Source organism: Xanthomonas sp. JAI131 (assembly GCF_013410075.1).
GTDB classification, from domain to species: Bacteria; Pseudomonadota; Gammaproteobacteria; order Xanthomonadales; family Xanthomonadaceae; genus Xanthomonas_A; species Xanthomonas_A bonasiae.
Genome location: NZ_JACCCN010000006.1, coordinates 28,250 through 43,720 on the forward strand (window position 1 = coordinate 28,250; position 15,471 = coordinate 43,720).

The following is a 15,471-nucleotide window of genomic DNA, read 5'->3' on the forward strand; positions in this document are numbered from 1 at the left end:
GTTCGTCGCGGCTCAAGCCGCTCCTACAACGACCTTGCGGCAAGCAGCTGGGTGCACTGCGGGAGGGACTCCAGTCCCGACTGCATCCGCAGCCGGAAATCCACCGCTTCGCTCGTCGCGACTGAAGTCGCTCCCACAGGGAGCTTCGGATGCCCGCCTGGTGCACTGCAGGAGGGGTTCAGCCCAGAGATTCGCCGAAGCCGGGCAATTCCGGGCTCCGTTCGTTCAACGGCGTGGAGCGCGACAAGGCCGAGGAGTATTCGATCAGCGAAGCCAGTGCGGCCGCGGCAAGGCACCCATCGGCATTGCGCGCTGGCGCAGCGGCCCTGCACCGGACGAATGTTGCGAAGTGAGAGCAGCTCCATCGCGGCGCAGAGAACAGCGTGGGCCAAGCTAGACCGAGATGCTTTGCCAATGGAGATCGGCGAAGTGCCGGGCGGCGCGGTGCGACGTCGAAGCTGCGGCTAGACGCGCCGCGATCTACGATGCACGACCGCGCTGCCGCGCACCTCACCGTTGAATTCTCGCGATGCAGCCCTGTCGCCAGGAGCGCAGCGCGTACCGAGACCCTACAGCGCGTCCGCATCCAGTTCGCCGGTGCGGATCCGCACCACCGTGCCCAGGTCGTACACGAACACCTTGCCGTCGCCGATCTTGCCGGTGCCGGCCGCCTTGACGATCGCCTCGAGCACGCGTTCGACCTGGTCCTCGGTGACCGCCACTTCCAGCTTCACCTTGGGCAGGAAATCGACCACGTACTCGGCGCCGCGGTACAGCTCGGTGTGGCCCTTCTGCCGGCCGAAGCCCTTGACCTCGGTGACGGTGATGCCGGCCACGCCCTGCGCGGCGAGCGCTTCGCGCACGTCGTCGAGCTTGAACGGCTTGATGACGGCCATGATCATCTTCATGCGGCTTTCTCCAATCACAATGGCGTCAGGATAGCGCGGTTGCGCGATGCCCGGCCGCCGGGTTCAAATGCTCACGCGCCCCATCGCCGGAATTTTCCGACAGCGCGCCGCGCCCGATACCGATGGCCCCGAACCGCAGGGTGCCGCAGTCTGGCGCTCCCTGCCGGAGCATCGCCATGATCGACCTCAATCACCTCGACGACCTCGCCCGCCGCCTCAGCGACCTGGTACCGCCAGGCCTGCGCGAATCCCGCGACGAACTGCAGAGCACCTTCAAGAGCGCGCTGCAGGCCGGGCTGGGCAAGCTCGACCTGGTCACCCGCGAGGAATTCGACGTGCAGCGCGCGGTCCTGCTGCGCACCCGCGAGAAGCTGGAAGCGCTGGAACGCAGCGTCGCCGCGCTGGAAGCCGCGCGCAGCGGCGACGCGCCGTCCGCGCAAGCCTGACCCACCCGCCACCATGAGCCTGGCGCTGGTGCACAGCCGTGCCCGCGCGGGGGTGCTTGCGCCTCCGGTTCGGGTCGAGGTCCATCTGTCCGGCGGCCTGCCGGCGACGCAGATCGTCGGCCTGCCCGAGGCCGCGGTACGCGAATCGCGCGATCGCGTACGCGCCGCCATCCTGTGTGCGCAATACGAGTTCCCGGCGCGGCGCATCACCGTCAACCTGGCCCCGGCCGACCTGCCCAAGGAAGGCGGCCGCTTCGACCTGCCGATCGCGCTGGGCATCCTCGCCGCCGCCGGGCAACTCGACCCGCAGGCGCTGGGCCACTACGAATTCCTCGGCGAACTGGCCCTGACCGGCGAACTGCGCCCGGTGGACGGCGTGCTGCCGGCGGCACTGGCCGCCGCGCAGGCCGGACGCACACTGATCGTACCGGCGGGCAACGGTCCCGAAGCGGCGCTGGCGCAGCACGTGCAGGCGTTCACCGCGCGCACCCTGCTCGAGGTCTGCGCGCTGTTGAACGGCACCAAGACCTTGCCCGCCGCCGAAGCCCTGCCGGCCGCGGCCACGCCGTTTCCCGACCTGAGCGACGTGCGCGGGCAGGCGCAGGCGCGGCGCGCGCTGGAGATCGCCGCCGCCGGCCACCACCACCTGCTGCTGATCGGCAGCCCGGGCTGCGGCAAGACCCTGCTGGCCTCGCGCCTGCCCGGGATTCTGCCCGAGGCCAGCGAGGCCGAGGCGCTGGAAGCGGCGGCGATCGCCTCGGTCAGCGGCCGCGGTCTGGACCCGGCGCGCTGGCGGCAGCGGCCCTACCGCGCACCGCATCACACCGCCAGCGCGGTGTCGCTGGTCGGCGGCGGCACCCATCCGCGCCCGGGCGAGATCTCGCTGGCGCATCGCGGCGTGCTGTTCCTCGACGAATTGCCCGAATGGAACCGGCACGCGCTGGAAGTGCTGCGCGAGCCGCTGGAATCGGGCACGGTCACCATCTCGCGCGCCGCACGCAGCGCCGAATTTCCCGCCCGCTTCCAGCTGGTCGCAGCGATGAATCCCTGCCCCTGCGGCTGGGCCGGCGACGCCAGCGGCCGTTGTCGCTGCAGCGACGACAGCATCCGCCGCTACCGCGCGCGCATCTCCGGCCCCTTGCTGGACCGCATCGACCTGCATGTGGATGTACCGCGGCTGCCGCCGCAGGCGCTGCGCGCCGATGCCGCTCCCGGCGAGAGCAGCGCGGCCGTGCGCGAGCGGGTGGAGCAGGCGCGGCAACGCCAGCTGGCACGCGCCGGCTGCCCCAACGGCCAGCTCGGCCACGGCGAGACCTTGCGCGACTGCCGCCTGCAGCCGCGCGACGAAGCGCTGCTGGAACACGCCATCGACCGCCTGCGCCTGTCGGCGCGCTCCTTGCACCGCATCCTGCGCGTGGCGCGCACCATCGCCGACCTAGATGGCAGCGACGCGATCGCCACCGCGCATCTGACCGAGGCGATCGGCTACCGGCAACTGGATCGCGGCGAGCCCGCTTCGCCGCAGCCGGGTTCGTTTGCGCGCGCAGGCGAAGCGCGGCACGCGGCGCGATAGCGCGCCGAGCGCGCCGGCGCAGCAGCCGCCTGGTCTGCATGCGCCCATCGCACGGAGCCGCGTAGCGGCCTCGCATACCGCAACGCGCATAACGCAAGCGGATGCGGCGACGACGCAGCAGGACACGCTGGACATAAAGCGCCGCAGTTGTGCGATAGCGCCATCCCGCCGCCTGCCGCTGACCACGTTGCTGGCCGCACATCGCGGCAATGCCGGCCAGCGCCCCTTCCGCTCACTCCCGCGCGACGGGCGACGGTCCTGTCACCGCGGATGCCTGCGTGGCTTCAACCTACTGGTACCGATGTCACGAACTCGGCCAGCAAGGCATTGCAGCGCCGCGCATGGGTGAAGGTCATCCCGTGCGAAGCGCCGGCGAGGACGTGGTGGCGCGCCTCGGGCAACCACTCGGCCAGCGCGGACGCGTTGTCGCGGTACTGCGCCGGACTCAGTTCGCCGCTGACCAGCAGCACCGGCAGCGCCAGGGCCGCGGCCTGCTCGCGGTCGTAGGCCGGCAGCGCATCGCCGATCTGCGGCACCAAGGTCTGCGCGTTGTCGCGCACCATCTGCCGGAACGTCGCGCTGCTGCGCGCCCAGGCGCCGGGCTGGCTGACCGAATCGACGAAACATTCCAGGCCGGCCTCGACCTGCCCGTCGCGCAGCAAGGCGATCGCCCGCGCGCGGATCGCCACCACCTCCTCCGGCAGGCCCTGCGGCTGCGGCCCGCCCGGATCGAACAGGCTCAGGCTGGCGATCGCGGCCGGCCGCTGCAGCGCGACCTGCCAGGCTACCGCGGCGCCGCGCGAGTGACCGACCAGATGCACCGGTTGTCCGTAGCTGGCGAGGAACCCGGCAACCTGCTGCGCATGCCAACGCCAGCCGAAGCGATGCCGCAGCGACGATGGCAACTGCGGGAAATACTGGCCCAGGCTCAGTGCGGCGACCTCGAAGCCCTCGGACAGGCCGCGCAGTTGCGGCGCCCAATAGCGGTAGTCGCACAGCGCACCATGCACCAGTACCACCGGGGCGCCGTCGCCGAGTCGCAGGTAGGCCAGCGCATCGTCGTCGCCCAGCAAGTGGACCGCAGGCTTGCCTAGCGGGGTGCGCGGACCGATCACCGGTAGCCTCCGGCAAGGGGCCGCAACGGAGCCCGCCCCACGACATTCATGGCGGCCTCGCTGACACGGGCACCGGAGAGGATGCGAAAGAGATGGCCCGCCCTGGGCCGCCGCGAACGTGGAAACCGCGGCCGCGAGCGTCTCAGCGTCGGCGCCGGCGCGACGGAGGACGTCGTGTTGTGTGCGCCGCACGCGCTGGCGATGCAGCCCAGCGAAATCCAGCGCGGCATCCCGGGGAGCGGCGGCGTCACGTGCCCAAGACCGCCGGTCGCCGCAATGCCGAAGGCGATGCAGGCCAGCGGCGGAAGGAATTCCATGCGCGATGGACGATGATGCGGTGTGCGCGGAGAGACACGCAGTACGCGCCGGCCTTTCGACGCAGAGGGTGCCAGCGCGGCATCCCGAACCGTACTAGTACGCGCAGCGGCGTCATACGCCGCAGGCCGTCGATCGCCGCAGCGCCGAAGGCGGTGTCCACCACCGGCAGGATTCGCGGTCGAAGAGGCCATGCAGGCTGGGGATGATGTGGTGCGCCCGGAGGGATTCGAACCCCCGACCAATGGCTTCGGAAGCCACTACTCTATCCGGCTGAGCTACGGGCGCAACGGACGCGCATTCTAACGGCAAACCGCGCGCCGCGTCTCCCCCATGCCCGATTGCCGCCACGGCCGGCCCGGCGGTCGCCGTATCCGCCGCCGCGCGGCGCGGCTTCCGCGAGAGCCGGCGTTCGGCGACGGCACATCGCGTGCGTACAGCCAGTTCCTGCGCCTGGGTCTGCAGCCCGAAGCGGGTGCGCAGGCCGTCGCCGTCGCAGCGGCCACCGCGCGAGCGTGCTGCCGCCGGCCGGGCCCGGCTGCTACCCTTGCGCGATGGGTTACGAACGCTACGAAACGCCCGCCGCGCTGCCGCCGCGCGCGCGCCTGGGCCAGTACTGGAAACTGCTGCGCGGCGACCGTCCGATCGGCGCGCTGCTGCTGCTGTGGCCGACCTGGTGGGCGCTGTGGCTGGCCGCCGACGGGGTGCCGCCGTTGTGGACGCTGTTCGTGTTCACCGCCGGGGTCTGGCTGACCCGCTCGGCCGGCTGCGTCATCAACGACTACGCCGACCGCTGGCTGGACCCGCAGGTCGAGCGCACCCGCAGCCGGCCGCTGGCCACCGGCGCGGTCAGCGGCCGCGAGGCGCTGGCGGTGTTCGCGCTGCTGATGCTCGTCGCCTTCGCGCTGGTGCTGACGATGAACGCGCTGACCATCGGCCTGAGCGTGGTCGGGCTGTTCCTGGCCGCCAGCTATCCCTATCTGAAGCGCTACACCTACCTGCCGCAGGTCTATCTGGGCATGGCCTTCGGCTGGGGCATCCCGATGGCGTTCGCGGCGATCCGCGGCGAGGTGCCGGCGCTGGGCTGGCTGCTGTACGCGGCCAACATCCTGTGGGCCACCGCCTACGACACCTGGTACGCGATGGTGGACCGCGAGGACGACCTGCGCGCCGGCTCCAAGTCCACTGCGATCCTGTTCGGCGACCTGGACCTGGTCGCGCAGGGCATCCTGTACGCGCTGATGTTCGTCGCGCTGGGCTTCGTCGGCACCCGCGGCGCGCTGGGGATCTGGTACTGGGTGGGCTTGGGCGTGGCCGCGTTGCTGGTCGCCTACGAATTCCGCATCGCGCGAACCCGCGAACGCGCGCCCTGCTTCCGTGCCTTCATGCACAACAACTGGGTCGGCCTGGCGGTCTTCGTCGGCATCGTCGCGGCGTTGGCGCTGCGCGCGGGGTAACCGCGGCGAGTCGCCGCGCAGTGGCGGCTGCCCCGACGATGTCGTGAGGAGCCAGGCGGCGCTCCCGGCCGCTGACGGCAATACCGCAGGGCACTTCGTCCCGTCGTTGCCGGGAATAAAGCGTCGGAACTGAAGTCCCTCCCACAAAACCGTCGATCGACTCCTGCAGGAGCGGCGTCAGCCGCGACGCCGTTTCCACGGCCGGTGCCGGGAACGACTTCGATCACGACACGCATGATCGGCGAAATCCGCCTCCCACCTGCTGGATCGGCATGTCCCCGCCCCGACCTGGCCCGAAGGCGCAATCGGGGGAAAGAGCGTTGGCGCGCTCCGCTTCGAAGCAGCGACATCGCGCTACGCTGCCTGCACAACACAGCGGCGCGCGGCTCGAACAGGCGCGCGATGCGGTGCAAGCCCGCCATGGCGAACATGGCGGCCCATCCCGATCGCGCCAGCCAGCGCTACGGCTTCCCGTCCGCCGTCGGCGCATGCGTCAGCAGCGCGAACGCCCGCTGCTGTTCCTGCGCATCCTGCAGACCGCTGATGCGCAGCCTGTCGCCGGGGAGCGGCGCCATCACCGTCGCCACGGTGAGCACCTGGCCGTCGGCCAGCAGTGCGATCGGCTTGCCGATGTTCTGCTCCGTGGCCCGGGTCAGGCGATCGTCGTGCCCCGAGAAACGCAGATCGAGTGCCGGCTTGCCATCGTCGCCGTCCACGCGCGCCACCGTCGCGGCGCCATCGACGGCCAACAACGGCTGCGGCGCCAGATACACCGGCCGTCCCTGGTACGCGGCCTCGGTATAGCCGGCGCTGGGCGCATTGCTGGCCAGGCGCCATTCGATCTTCGCCTTCACCGCACTCGCGTCCGCACTAGCGCCGGCGCCATCGGGCGACGGGGCGTAGCTGCATCCGCTCATGCCGAACACGCACAACGCCAACGACAGTCCCAGAGTTCTCCAACGCATCGCCATCTCCCGCAGTTCGTTTGGCGACATCATAGAAGAACCGGCCGTTGCGGCCTGTCGCAGACCGCTGCCCCAGCCGCGTCACGCAGAAGAACGTGCCATGCATCGCGCTGCGGAACCCGTCCGCCAGCGGCCGATTGCGTCGGGTCGTGGTTTCTGCACCGCACGACGAAGCGTAACGCTCGCCCCCCATCAGGCACGCCCTCGCTGCCGTTGCGTGGTCCACAGGCAACCACAGCAGCAACCGCTCCCTGCGTGCATGACAGATCACGCGACCACGGCCCGCAGCAGACACGCATACCCACATGACCTGCCACGCCTTTGCCGTCGCGGGGCCAATCGCCGCGGCGGCACGCAAGCCACCAACGCACTCACGGCACCCGCGCCACCACCCACGCATCGACCCGGGCCACGCCGGCGCGGCGCAGCGCCCGTGCCGCGGCATGCAGAGTGGCGCCAGTGGTCATCACGTCGTCGATCAGCGCCACGTGCGGTGGCAGCGGCGCCCGCACCGCAAACGCATGGCGCAGGTTGCGGCGCCGCGCCTGCGCGTCGAGTTCCGACTGCGGCGCCGTCGCGCGCACGCGCTGCAGGCCGGCGCACAGCGGCAGGCCCAGCGCGCGCGCCAGCGGCCGTGCCAGTTCCAGCGCCTGGTCGTAGCCGCGCTGGCGCAGCCGCGCGGAATGCAGCGGCACCGGCAGCACCGCCTGCGGGCGCGGCAAGCCGGCGCAGCGCGCCTGCAGCAACGCCGCCAGCAGGCGCCCGGCGGCCAGGTCCTGGTGGAACTTGAAGCGACGCAACAGCCCATCCACCGGCGCGGCGTAGACGCAGGCGCTGGCGACCAGGGCCAGCGGCGGCGGTTTGCGTTGGCAGGCGCCGCACAGTTGGCCCGCATCCAGCGCGGGCAACGGCAGCGCACACGCCTGGCAGGCGCTGGCATTCCAGGGCAGTGCGTCGCGGCAGGCCGGGCACAGGTCCAGGCCGGCGGCGCCGGGTTCGGTACAGACCAGGCAGCGCTCCGGCAGCACCCAGCGCTGCAGCCGCCGCCAGCAGCCGTCAACCCGGCTCGATTCATTGAAGTTGACAGGGATATCCATGCTCACCAGACTGCCCGCTTTCCCAGCCGCTTACCGTCAGGAAACCCCCATGTCCGCTGTCGTCCGACACGACTGGCAACGCCAGGAACTGCTCGCCCTGTTCGATCTGCCGTTCCCGGAGCTGCTGCACCGCGCCGCCGCAGTGCATCGCGAACACTTCGATCCGGCGCAGGTGCAGGTCTCCACGCTGCTGTCGGTGAAGACCGGCGGTTGCCCGGAGGATTGCGCGTACTGCCCGCAGGCGCAGCGCTACGACACCGGGGTGGACGCGCAGAAGCTGATGAGCACCGAGGCGGTGCTGGAGAAGGCGCGCCAGGCCAAGGCCGCCGGCGCCTCGCGGTTCTGCATGGGCGCGGCGTGGCGCTCGCCGAAGGACCGCGACATCCCCAAGGTCGCGGCGATGATCCGCGAAGTGAAGGCGCTGGGCCTGGAGACCTGCGCCACCCTGGGCATGCTCGACGGGCGCCAGGCGCAGGCGCTGAAGTCGGCCGGGCTGGACTACTACAACCACAATCTGGACACCGCGCCGGACTTCTACGACACGATCATCCACACCCGCCAGTACCAGGACCGCCTGGACACGCTCGCCCACGTGCGCGACGCCGGCATGAAGACCTGCTGCGGCGGCATCGTCGGCATGGGCGAATCGCGCGAGCAGCGCGCCGGCCTGCTGCAGGCGCTGGCCAACCTGCCGGTGCATCCGGACTCGGTGCCGATCAACCGCCTGGTGCAGGTCGCCGGCACCCCGCTGCACGGCACGGTCGAACTGGATCCGTTCGAGTTCGTGCGCACCATCGCGGTGGCCCGCATCGCGATGCCGCAGGCGATGGTGCGGCTGTCGGCCGGCCGCGAGAGCATGAGCGACGAACTGCAGGCGCTGTGCTTCTGCGCCGGCGCCAACTCGATCTTCTACGGCGAAAAACTGCTGACCACCGGCAACCCGGACACCGCGCGCGACCAGGCGCTGTTCTCGCGGCTGGGGCTGAAGCCGATGCAGGTGCACGTGGACGCCGATGCGCACGACCACCCCGGCACCGTGCATGCGGACATCACCGCACCGGCGCCGACAGCGGACAGGCCGGCGATCGCCGCGGCGCTGGTCTGACGCCAGCGCGCGCGCCGGCGCGCGCGCGTCCATCCGCCGATCCGGCCGTCCATCGCCGGCGGCGCCCGGCCCGGCCGGGGACGCGCTACGCTAGCCAACCGATCCCAGGCCCCGCCGCCCATGGCCCGTCCCGATCTGCACGACCGCATCCAGTTCTTGCGCAAGCTGCGCGAGGCGCAGGGCCGCATCCGCGTGCGCCGCAGCGTGGGCCGCCGCGACGGCGTGCGCCTGGAACTGGACGGGCGCTGGCTGACCGGCTTCTGCAGCAACGACTACCTGGGCCTGGCGCAGCAGTTCGAAGTGCTCGCCGCGCTGCAGGACGCGGCCGCGCGCGAGGGCGTCGGCGCCACCGCCTCGCACCTGGTCTGCGGCCACCACGCGCTGCACGAGAGCCTGGAACGCGAGGTCGCCGACTGGCTCGGCTATCCGCGCGCGCTGCTGTTCGGCAGCGGCTTCCTCGCCAACCTGGCGGTGCAGCAGGCGCTGCTGAGCGAAGAAGAAGACGTGTGCGTGCAGGATCGGCTCAACCACGCCAGCCTGCTCGACGCCACCCGCCTGGCCGGTTGCCGCCTGCGCCGCTATCCGCACCTGGATACCGAAGGCGCGATGCGCCAGCTCAAGCACGCCGCCGACGGCGCGGCGATGCTGGCCACCGATGGCGTGTTCAGCATGGATGGCGACATCGCCCCGCTGCGCTCGCTGACCCTGGTAGCGCGCATGCAGCAGGCGCTGATGTACGTGGACGACGCGCACGGCGTCGGCGTGGTCGGCCCGCATGGCCGCGGCTGCGTGGCCGAGGCCGGGCTGGGCGTGGACGATGTGCCGCTGCAGCTGGTAACCCTGGGCAAGGCGCTGGGCGGCTACGGCGCGCTGGTGGTCGGCAACGAGGCACTGATCCGGCATCTGGCCGAAACTGCGCGCCCCTACCTGTACACCACCGCGCTGCCGCCGGCGCAGGCCGCCGCCTCGCTGGCCGCGGTGAAACTGGCGCGGCGCGACCAGTGGCGGCGCGAGCGCCTGGCCGAGACCATCGCCGCGTTCCGCGGCGGCGCGCGCCGGCATGGCCTGGAACTGATGGCCTCGGACACGCCGATCCAGCCGCTGCTGTGCGGCGACGAGGCCAGCGCGCTGGCGCTGTCGGCGGCGCTGGAACAGGCCGGCTTCCTGGTCTCCGCGATCCGCCCGCCGACCGTGCCCGAAGGCAAGTCGCGGCTGCGGGTCACGCTGTCGGCGTTGCACACGCCGGCGCAGGTGCAGGCGCTGCTGGACGCGCTGGCGCTGGCGCGCGACCGCCTGGCCGTGCACCCGGTCGGCCTGCCGGCATGAGCGGGCCGATGTGAGCGGCCCGCGGTGAGCGACGGCGACCTCTCGGCGCGCCGCGAGGTCTGGGCCGCGCTGTCCGAGCTGTACCTGGACGACGATGTCGCCACGCGGCATGCGCACATCGCCGCCGTGCTCGCGGCCTCGCCGTACACGCCGCAGACGCTGCGGCGCATGCTGCTGCACGACGTGCATCCACGCCTGGCGCCGAACCTGTTGAGCGTGGCCGGGGTCTGGCAAGGCTTCGACGCCGCCTGGCTGAGCGTGGCGATCCAGCGCGGCGAAGGCGTGCAGCGCTGGCCGGCCTGGCGCACCCGCGCCTACCCGCGCGAACAATGGCGCTTGCTGTTGCCGCGGCTGCTGGCGTTGCGCGCGCGACGCTGAGCGCGGCGTTCCCCGATTCTCTTTTCCCATTCGGCACACGATCGACGATGCACATCGAAACCCTGGGGCACGGCCCCGATCTGGTCCTGATCCACGGCTGGGCGCTGCACGGCGGCATCTTCGCGCCCTTGGTCGAGCGCCTGTCGGCGCAGTTCCGCATGCACCTGGTGGACCTGCCCGGACATGGCCACAGCCGCGGCGACGACACGCCGCTGGCGCTGCCGCACGTGGTCAGCGCGATCGCCGCGGCCACGCCGCCGGCGGCGTGGCTGGGCTGGTCGCTGGGCGGGCTGTTCGCGCTGCATGCCGCGGCGACCCAGCCGCAGGTGCGCGGCCTGGCGATGCTCGCGGCGACGCCGCGGTTCGTGCGCGGCGGCGACTGGCCGCATGCGGTGGAACCGCAGGTGTTCGCGCAGTTCGGCCGCGACCTGGCCGAGGATTACCGCGGCACGCTGGACCGCTTCCTGGCGCTGGACACGCTGGGTTCGGCGCATGCGCGCACCGAATTGCGCACGCTGCGCGAGACCCTGAGCGCGCGCGGCGAACCCGATGCGCAGGCGCTGCAGGATGGGCTGGCGCTGCTCGAGCGCAGCGACCTGCGCCGTGCATTGCCGGGCCTGCGCGTGCCCAGCCTGTGGATCAGCGGCCAGCGCGACCGGCTGGTTTCGCCCGCCGGCATGGACGACGCCGCAGCGCTGACGCAGCATGCGCGGACGTTGCACATCGCCGGCGGCGGCCACGCTCCGTTCCTCGGCCATGCCGACGACGTCGCCATGGCGCTGAGCGAGTTCCTTGCCGCCTTGCCGTAAGGACTACGCCCCCGGCACTGGCCGCTGGCGAACGATGCGGCAGCCACCTGGCACACCCTCGCATGATGACTGCGCCATCCGAAGCGCAGCCATCGGGACCCCGCGTAGCCGCGGCTCCCCGACCCCGGCGCGCAGAGACGCTGGATCTGCACGGCAAACCTCCCCAAGGCGCCGCCGATGCGCAGCCGAACGCGGATTCAGCGTCGCCAGGCGCTGCGCCAGCGAAGCATCCGCACTCCAGTGCATCAAGACACCCGCCGTTGCGTGCACTATCCACTGCGACCGCGCGCCCGAGCGCATGCAGATCCGCAGGCGGTTTGGAACACCGCGCATGTCATGATCAAAGGCGGCAACGCGATGCCGACACAGGACAACGAGGCGGAACGCGGCCTGAGATTTCCGGCAACAGGAGAGCGACACGATGGTATCGATGCTCGGCAGAATGCTCAGGATGTTCGGGCTCCTGGTCGCGGCAAGCGCCAGCATGCCCGCCATGTCGTCGCCTCCGGCAGCGCCTTGCCGGTTCGAGGCGCCCGCGGACCTGGACGCCGCCCCCGCCCGATGGCTCGGCGGTTGCCGACATGGAGCCGCCGATGGCCTCGGCATAGTCAGGGCCGGGACCGCCGAGCCGTATGCCTTCTTCGCGGGACGGATGCAGGAGGGCCGCCCGGCCGAGGGCCTGCTCATGCTGCACGAGGGGGGATTGATGGTAGCCGTTCGCTTCGATGCGGCCTTGCGTGTCGTGAGCAGCGACGGCCTCCGGCCAAACGAGGACGACCGCGTGTTCGCGCAAGCGCGAGCGGCTGCGCTCGAAACCGCCGCGCGCTTGCGCCAAGAGGGAAACCAGGCGTCTGCCGCCTACTACGCCGCTCTGGCGCAGCGGATCACGGAGAGCCGTCCGGAATGAACGACCGCGACCGGGCCCTCAGTGTCGCCACCCGATGCGGGGCCAGGGCAAGGTCCTCACCAGGCCGATGATCCTCGGCGTTCGATTGCCCGAGTCCGCCAAGAGCCGCTCCACCGGATCGGCAGCCTGCAGCACCCGACCGGAGACCCCGCCTCGCGTTGCCGCATCTGCGTGCGAATACTGGCGTTCGCAAAACGGCTCGCGGCATCGCGCTCGTGGATCGTTCTCTGGGCGCCCGCACAACGCACGCCAACAACCGTCGCGGCGGCGCGTGGCTGGCCGCCGCGACGGCGATGGACGATCATCGCGGTTTCGACGAGCGGAGCGAACGCATGGATCTGGGCATCGCCGGCAGATGGGCGCTGGTCTGCGCCGCGAGCAAGGGCCTGGGCCTGGGGTGCGCGCGGGCGCTGGCCGGCGAAGGCGTCAACGTGGTGATCGTGGCGCGCGGCCAGGCCGCACTGGATGCGGCGGCGGACGGCCTGCGCGCGCTGCCCGGCGCCGGCGCGGTGATCGCGGTGGCCGCCGATATCGCCACCGAGGCCGGACGCGCCGCCGCACTGGCGGCATGCCCGCAGGTCGACATCCTGGTCAACAACGCCGGCGGACCGCCGCCGGGCGACTTCCGCGACTGGGAGCGCGAGGACTGGCTGCGCGCGCTGGACGCCAACATGCTGGCGCCGATCGCGCTGATCCGCGCCACCGTCGATGCGATGCAGGCGCGCGGCTTCGGCCGCATCGTCAACATCACCTCGGCAGCGGTGAAGGCGCCGATCGACAGCCTAGGCCTGTCCAACGGCGCGCGCGCCGGCCTGACCGGCTTCGTCGCCGGGCTGGCGCGGCGCACCGTCGCGCACAACGTCACCATCAACAATCTGCTGCCCGGCCAGTTCGACACCGACCGGCTGCGCGGCAACTTCGCCCATGCTGCGCAGCGCAGCGGCACCGACGTGGAGACAGTGGCGGCGCAGAAACGCCAGCAGATCCCGGCCGGGCGCTTCGGCACCGCCGAAGAATTCGGCGCGGCCTGCGCATTCCTGTGCAGCGCGCAGGCCGGCTACCTCAGCGGGCAGAACCTGTTGCTCGATGGCGGGGCCTATCCGGGGACGTTCTGAAGAACCGGGAGTGGGGATTCGGGAGTGGGGATGGGGGACTGCGCGCGGTGGCTTCCGGTGTTTGACGTTTGTAGTGCGGATGCGTTCGGTGCGGCCTGCGCGCCTGCGTGCAATGCACAGGCCATTGCGTCAGTGGGCAGACCCTGTTGCCCGGTGCGCGGCCCATCCTGGAAAGGGACAGGGTTCGAGACGGAGTGAATGGCTGCGTGCGGTCCGCGCGGTGTCCGCTGATGCGCTTCGGACTGATGCGCGATGGCGATGGGAATTGAGGAATGGAGCGACGGGAATGGGCAAGCCAGGCGACCGCCTCGCCGCCGCAGCCGTTTCGATTCCCCACTCCCGATTCCCCATTCCCGGCTTTTCGCTGGCCGCTGCGCGCCGCGGCCGGCGATAATGCGCCGATGGATCCTTCTTCGTTCGATGCCAACCACATCCGCCGCGCGTTCTCGCGCGCGGCCGCCAGCTACGATGCCGCCGCCGCCCTGCAGCACGAGGTCGAGAAGCGCCTGCTGGAATCGCTGGACTATCTCGGCGACCGCGTGCCGCAGGTGGTGCTGGACGTGGGCAGCGGCCCCGCGCACGCCGCGGCGACGATGAAGAAGCGCTGGCCGCGCGCGCAGGTGATCGCGCTCGACCAGGCGCTGCCGATGCTGCAGCAGGCCAAGCGCCAGGCCGGCTGGTGGAAGCCGTTCGGCCGCGTCTGCGCCGACGCGCGCGCGCTGCCGCTGGCCGAGCACAGCGTGGATGTGATCTTCAGCAACCTGTGCCTGCAGTGGGTCGAGGACCTGCCGGCGGTGTTCGCCGGTTTCCGCCGCGTGCTCAAACCCGGCGGCCTGCTGCTGTGCTCCAGCTTCGGCCCGGACACGCTGGTGGAACTGCGCGAGGCGTTCGCGCACGCCGACCGCGAGGCGCCGCACGTGAGCCGCTTCGCGCCGATCGCGCAGTTCGGCGATGCGCTGATGCTGTCCGGCTTCCGCGACCCGGTGCTGGACCGCGACCTGTTCACCCTCACCTATCCCGACCTGGCCGCGCTGATGCGCGAATTGCGCGCGATCGGCGCGACCAACGCGCTGCACGCGCGCCGCCATACGCTGACCGGACGCGGCCGTTTCGCCGCCGCCAGCGCCGCCTACGAGCCGCTGCGCAACGCCGACGGCACGCTGCCGAGCAGTTGGGAAGTGATCTATGCGCACGCCTGGGCGCCGCCGCCGGGCGCGCCGATCCGCGAGGGCGGCAGCGAGATCGCCGCGGTGCCGGTGTCGGCGATCCCGATCCGCCGCCGCGGCGATTGAGGCGACGCGCTTCGCTCCGGGAATCGGGAATCGGGAATCGGGAATCGTAAGAGCCCAGAACCGGATGCACTACCTGTAGGAGCGGCTTCAGCCGCGACAGGCATTACCGGTAACGCCTGTCGCGGCTGAAGCCGCTCCTACACCGCCGCAGTTCCAGCGCGGCACACCCGACTGCGCTGGACAGCGCTCAGGCCGACACCTGGTCGATCCAGTCCTGCAGGTTGTAGTAATTGCTGACCCGGGCGATCTTGCCGTCGCGGATGTCGAAGAACGCCCCGCCCGGCAGCACGTAGGTCTGCCCGCGCGCCGGCGGCAGGCCTTCGTCGGTGTGATGGTATTCGCCGTGCACCACGTACTCGGCGGCGGCGCGGCGGCCGTCCTGCCCGCCCAGCACCACGATGTCGCGCAGCTGTTCGCGGTAGCTGGCGTTCATCCGCTGCAGGAACGCGGCGAAGGTGTCCTTGCCGGTCTCGCGCGCGCCCTGGTTGAGGTCGTGCGCCACGTCGTCGGTCAGCTTGTCGAGCATCGCCGCCCAGTCGCCGCGGTTGAACGCGTCGTAATAGGACAGCACCAGTTCGATGGCGCGGTCCTGCTCGCGGGTTCCGTCGATCTTCATCGCCACCACCTCATGCCATGCGGGCGCCCATGATACGGCGGCCGGGC

15 protein-coding genes and 1 tRNA gene are annotated in these 15,471 nt (G+C 71.3%); 10 read left to right on the top strand and 6 right to left on the bottom strand.

Features of this window, described 5'->3' with window-relative positions:
• Window positions 1–569: 569 nt before the first annotated feature.
• Window positions 570–908 carry a P-II family nitrogen regulator gene (locus tag HDC36_RS21510; RefSeq protein ID WP_003480503.1) on the bottom strand — a complete coding sequence of 113 codons (339 nt, stop codon included), beginning with the start codon at window positions 906–908 and terminating at the stop codon, window positions 570–572.
• 176 nt (window positions 909–1,084) lie between these two features.
• Here HDC36_RS21510 and HDC36_RS21515 point away from each other — a divergent pair, with 176 nt between their 5' ends.
• Entirely contained in the window at window positions 1,085–1,354 is a 270-nt protein-coding gene (locus tag HDC36_RS21515) for an accessory factor UbiK family protein (protein ID WP_009595755.1), read from the top strand.
• Window positions 1,355–1,367: 13 nt separating this feature from the next.
• Window positions 1,368–2,927 carry a YifB family Mg chelatase-like AAA ATPase gene (locus HDC36_RS21520; protein WP_179570915.1) on the top strand — a complete coding sequence of 520 codons (1,560 nt, stop codon included), beginning with the start codon at window positions 1,368–1,370 and terminating at the stop codon, window positions 2,925–2,927.
• A gap of 284 nt (window positions 2,928–3,211) precedes the next feature.
• Here HDC36_RS21520 and HDC36_RS21525 read toward each other — a convergent pair whose 3' ends face one another.
• Window positions 3,212–4,042: an alpha/beta hydrolase gene (locus HDC36_RS21525; protein ID WP_179570916.1), complete on the bottom strand. Its 831-nt coding sequence runs from the start codon at window positions 4,040–4,042 to the stop codon at window positions 3,212–3,214.
• A gap of 526 nt (window positions 4,043–4,568) precedes the next feature.
• A tRNA-Arg gene (locus HDC36_RS21530) sits at window positions 4,569–4,645 on the bottom strand.
• A 266-nt stretch (window positions 4,646–4,911) separates the two neighbouring features.
• Between HDC36_RS21530 and ubiA the strand changes: the two genes are divergently transcribed.
• Window positions 4,912–5,814, top strand: coding sequence for a 4-hydroxybenzoate octaprenyltransferase (gene ubiA / locus HDC36_RS21535; protein WP_179570917.1), 903 nt, complete (start codon window positions 4,912–4,914; stop codon window positions 5,812–5,814).
• Between the two features lie 461 nt (window positions 5,815–6,275).
• On the opposite strand, the gene HDC36_RS21540 is transcribed toward ubiA, so the two are convergent.
• Complete coding sequence (locus tag HDC36_RS21540) at window positions 6,276–6,779, bottom strand: preprotein translocase subunit SecD (RefSeq protein WP_179570918.1); 504 nt, start codon at window positions 6,777–6,779, stop codon at window positions 6,276–6,278.
• 371 nt (window positions 6,780–7,150) lie between these two features.
• Entirely contained in the window at window positions 7,151–7,876 is a 726-nt protein-coding gene (locus HDC36_RS21545; protein ID WP_179570919.1) for a ComF family protein, read from the bottom strand.
• Between the two features lie 49 nt (window positions 7,877–7,925).
• Between HDC36_RS21545 and bioB the strand changes: the two genes are divergently transcribed.
• The 7 genes from bioB (at window position 7,926) to bioC (ending at window position 14,808) form a co-directional block, all read left to right on the top strand.
• Window positions 7,926–8,981 (top strand): biotin synthase BioB, encoded by a 1,056-nt coding sequence (gene bioB / locus HDC36_RS21550; RefSeq protein WP_179570920.1) that lies wholly within the window; start codon window positions 7,926–7,928, stop codon window positions 8,979–8,981.
• Window positions 8,982–9,101: 120 nt separating this feature from the next.
• Window positions 9,102–10,307 carry an 8-amino-7-oxononanoate synthase gene (gene bioF / locus HDC36_RS21555; protein ID WP_179570921.1) on the top strand — a complete coding sequence of 402 codons (1,206 nt, stop codon included), beginning with the start codon at window positions 9,102–9,104 and terminating at the stop codon, window positions 10,305–10,307.
• Window positions 10,308–10,331: 24 nt separating this feature from the next.
• Window positions 10,332–10,685 carry a hypothetical protein gene (locus tag HDC36_RS21560; protein ID WP_179570922.1) on the top strand — a complete coding sequence of 118 codons (354 nt, stop codon included), beginning with the start codon at window positions 10,332–10,334 and terminating at the stop codon, window positions 10,683–10,685.
• A 47-nt stretch (window positions 10,686–10,732) separates the two neighbouring features.
• Complete coding sequence (gene bioH, locus HDC36_RS21565) at window positions 10,733–11,494, top strand: pimeloyl-ACP methyl ester esterase BioH (RefSeq protein ID WP_179570923.1); 762 nt, start codon at window positions 10,733–10,735, stop codon at window positions 11,492–11,494.
• A 421-nt stretch (window positions 11,495–11,915) separates the two neighbouring features.
• Window positions 11,916–12,401 carry a hypothetical protein gene (locus HDC36_RS21570; RefSeq protein ID WP_179570924.1) on the top strand — a complete coding sequence of 162 codons (486 nt, stop codon included), beginning with the start codon at window positions 11,916–11,918 and terminating at the stop codon, window positions 12,399–12,401.
• A 332-nt stretch (window positions 12,402–12,733) separates the two neighbouring features.
• Window positions 12,734–13,516 (top strand): SDR family oxidoreductase, encoded by a 783-nt coding sequence (locus HDC36_RS21575; protein ID WP_179571200.1) that lies wholly within the window; start codon window positions 12,734–12,736, stop codon window positions 13,514–13,516.
• A gap of 401 nt (window positions 13,517–13,917) precedes the next feature.
• Window positions 13,918–14,808: a malonyl-ACP O-methyltransferase BioC gene (bioC, locus tag HDC36_RS21580; RefSeq protein ID WP_179570925.1), complete on the top strand. Its 891-nt coding sequence runs from the start codon at window positions 13,918–13,920 to the stop codon at window positions 14,806–14,808.
• Window positions 14,809–14,995: 187 nt separating this feature from the next.
• On the opposite strand, the gene HDC36_RS21585 is transcribed toward bioC, so the two are convergent.
• Entirely contained in the window at window positions 14,996–15,424 is a 429-nt protein-coding gene (locus HDC36_RS21585) for a ketosteroid isomerase-related protein (RefSeq protein WP_179570926.1), read from the bottom strand.
• Between the last annotated feature and the right edge of the window lie 47 nt (window positions 15,425–15,471).

Excerpts from the sequence above, each read along its gene's own strand:
- HDC36_RS21510 (WP_003480503.1), bottom strand. The coding sequence starts at position 908 with ATGAAGATGATCATGGCCGTCATCAAGCCGTTCAAGCTCGACGACGTG.
- HDC36_RS21515 (WP_009595755.1), top strand. The coding sequence starts at position 1,085 with ATGATCGACCTCAATCACCTCGACGACCTCGCCCGCCGCCTCAGCGAC.
- HDC36_RS21520 (WP_179570915.1), top strand. The coding sequence starts at position 1,368 with ATGAGCCTGGCGCTGGTGCACAGCCGTGCCCGCGCGGGGGTGCTTGCG.
- ubiA (WP_179570917.1), top strand. The coding sequence starts at position 4,912 with ATGGGTTACGAACGCTACGAAACGCCCGCCGCGCTGCCGCCGCGCGCG.
- HDC36_RS21540 (WP_179570918.1), bottom strand. The coding sequence starts at position 6,779 with ATGCGTTGGAGAACTCTGGGACTGTCGTTGGCGTTGTGCGTGTTCGGC.
- HDC36_RS21545 (WP_179570919.1), bottom strand. The coding sequence starts at position 7,876 with ATGGATATCCCTGTCAACTTCAATGAATCGAGCCGGGTTGACGGCTGC.
- bioB (WP_179570920.1), top strand. The coding sequence starts at position 7,926 with ATGTCCGCTGTCGTCCGACACGACTGGCAACGCCAGGAACTGCTCGCC.
- bioF (WP_179570921.1), top strand. The coding sequence starts at position 9,102 with ATGGCCCGTCCCGATCTGCACGACCGCATCCAGTTCTTGCGCAAGCTG.
- bioH (WP_179570923.1), top strand. The coding sequence starts at position 10,733 with ATGCACATCGAAACCCTGGGGCACGGCCCCGATCTGGTCCTGATCCAC.
- HDC36_RS21570 (WP_179570924.1), top strand. The coding sequence starts at position 11,916 with ATGGTATCGATGCTCGGCAGAATGCTCAGGATGTTCGGGCTCCTGGTC.
- HDC36_RS21575 (WP_179571200.1), top strand. The coding sequence starts at position 12,734 with ATGGATCTGGGCATCGCCGGCAGATGGGCGCTGGTCTGCGCCGCGAGC.
- bioC (WP_179570925.1), top strand. The coding sequence starts at position 13,918 with ATGGATCCTTCTTCGTTCGATGCCAACCACATCCGCCGCGCGTTCTCG.
- HDC36_RS21585 (WP_179570926.1), bottom strand. The coding sequence starts at position 15,424 with ATGAAGATCGACGGAACCCGCGAGCAGGACCGCGCCATCGAACTGGTG.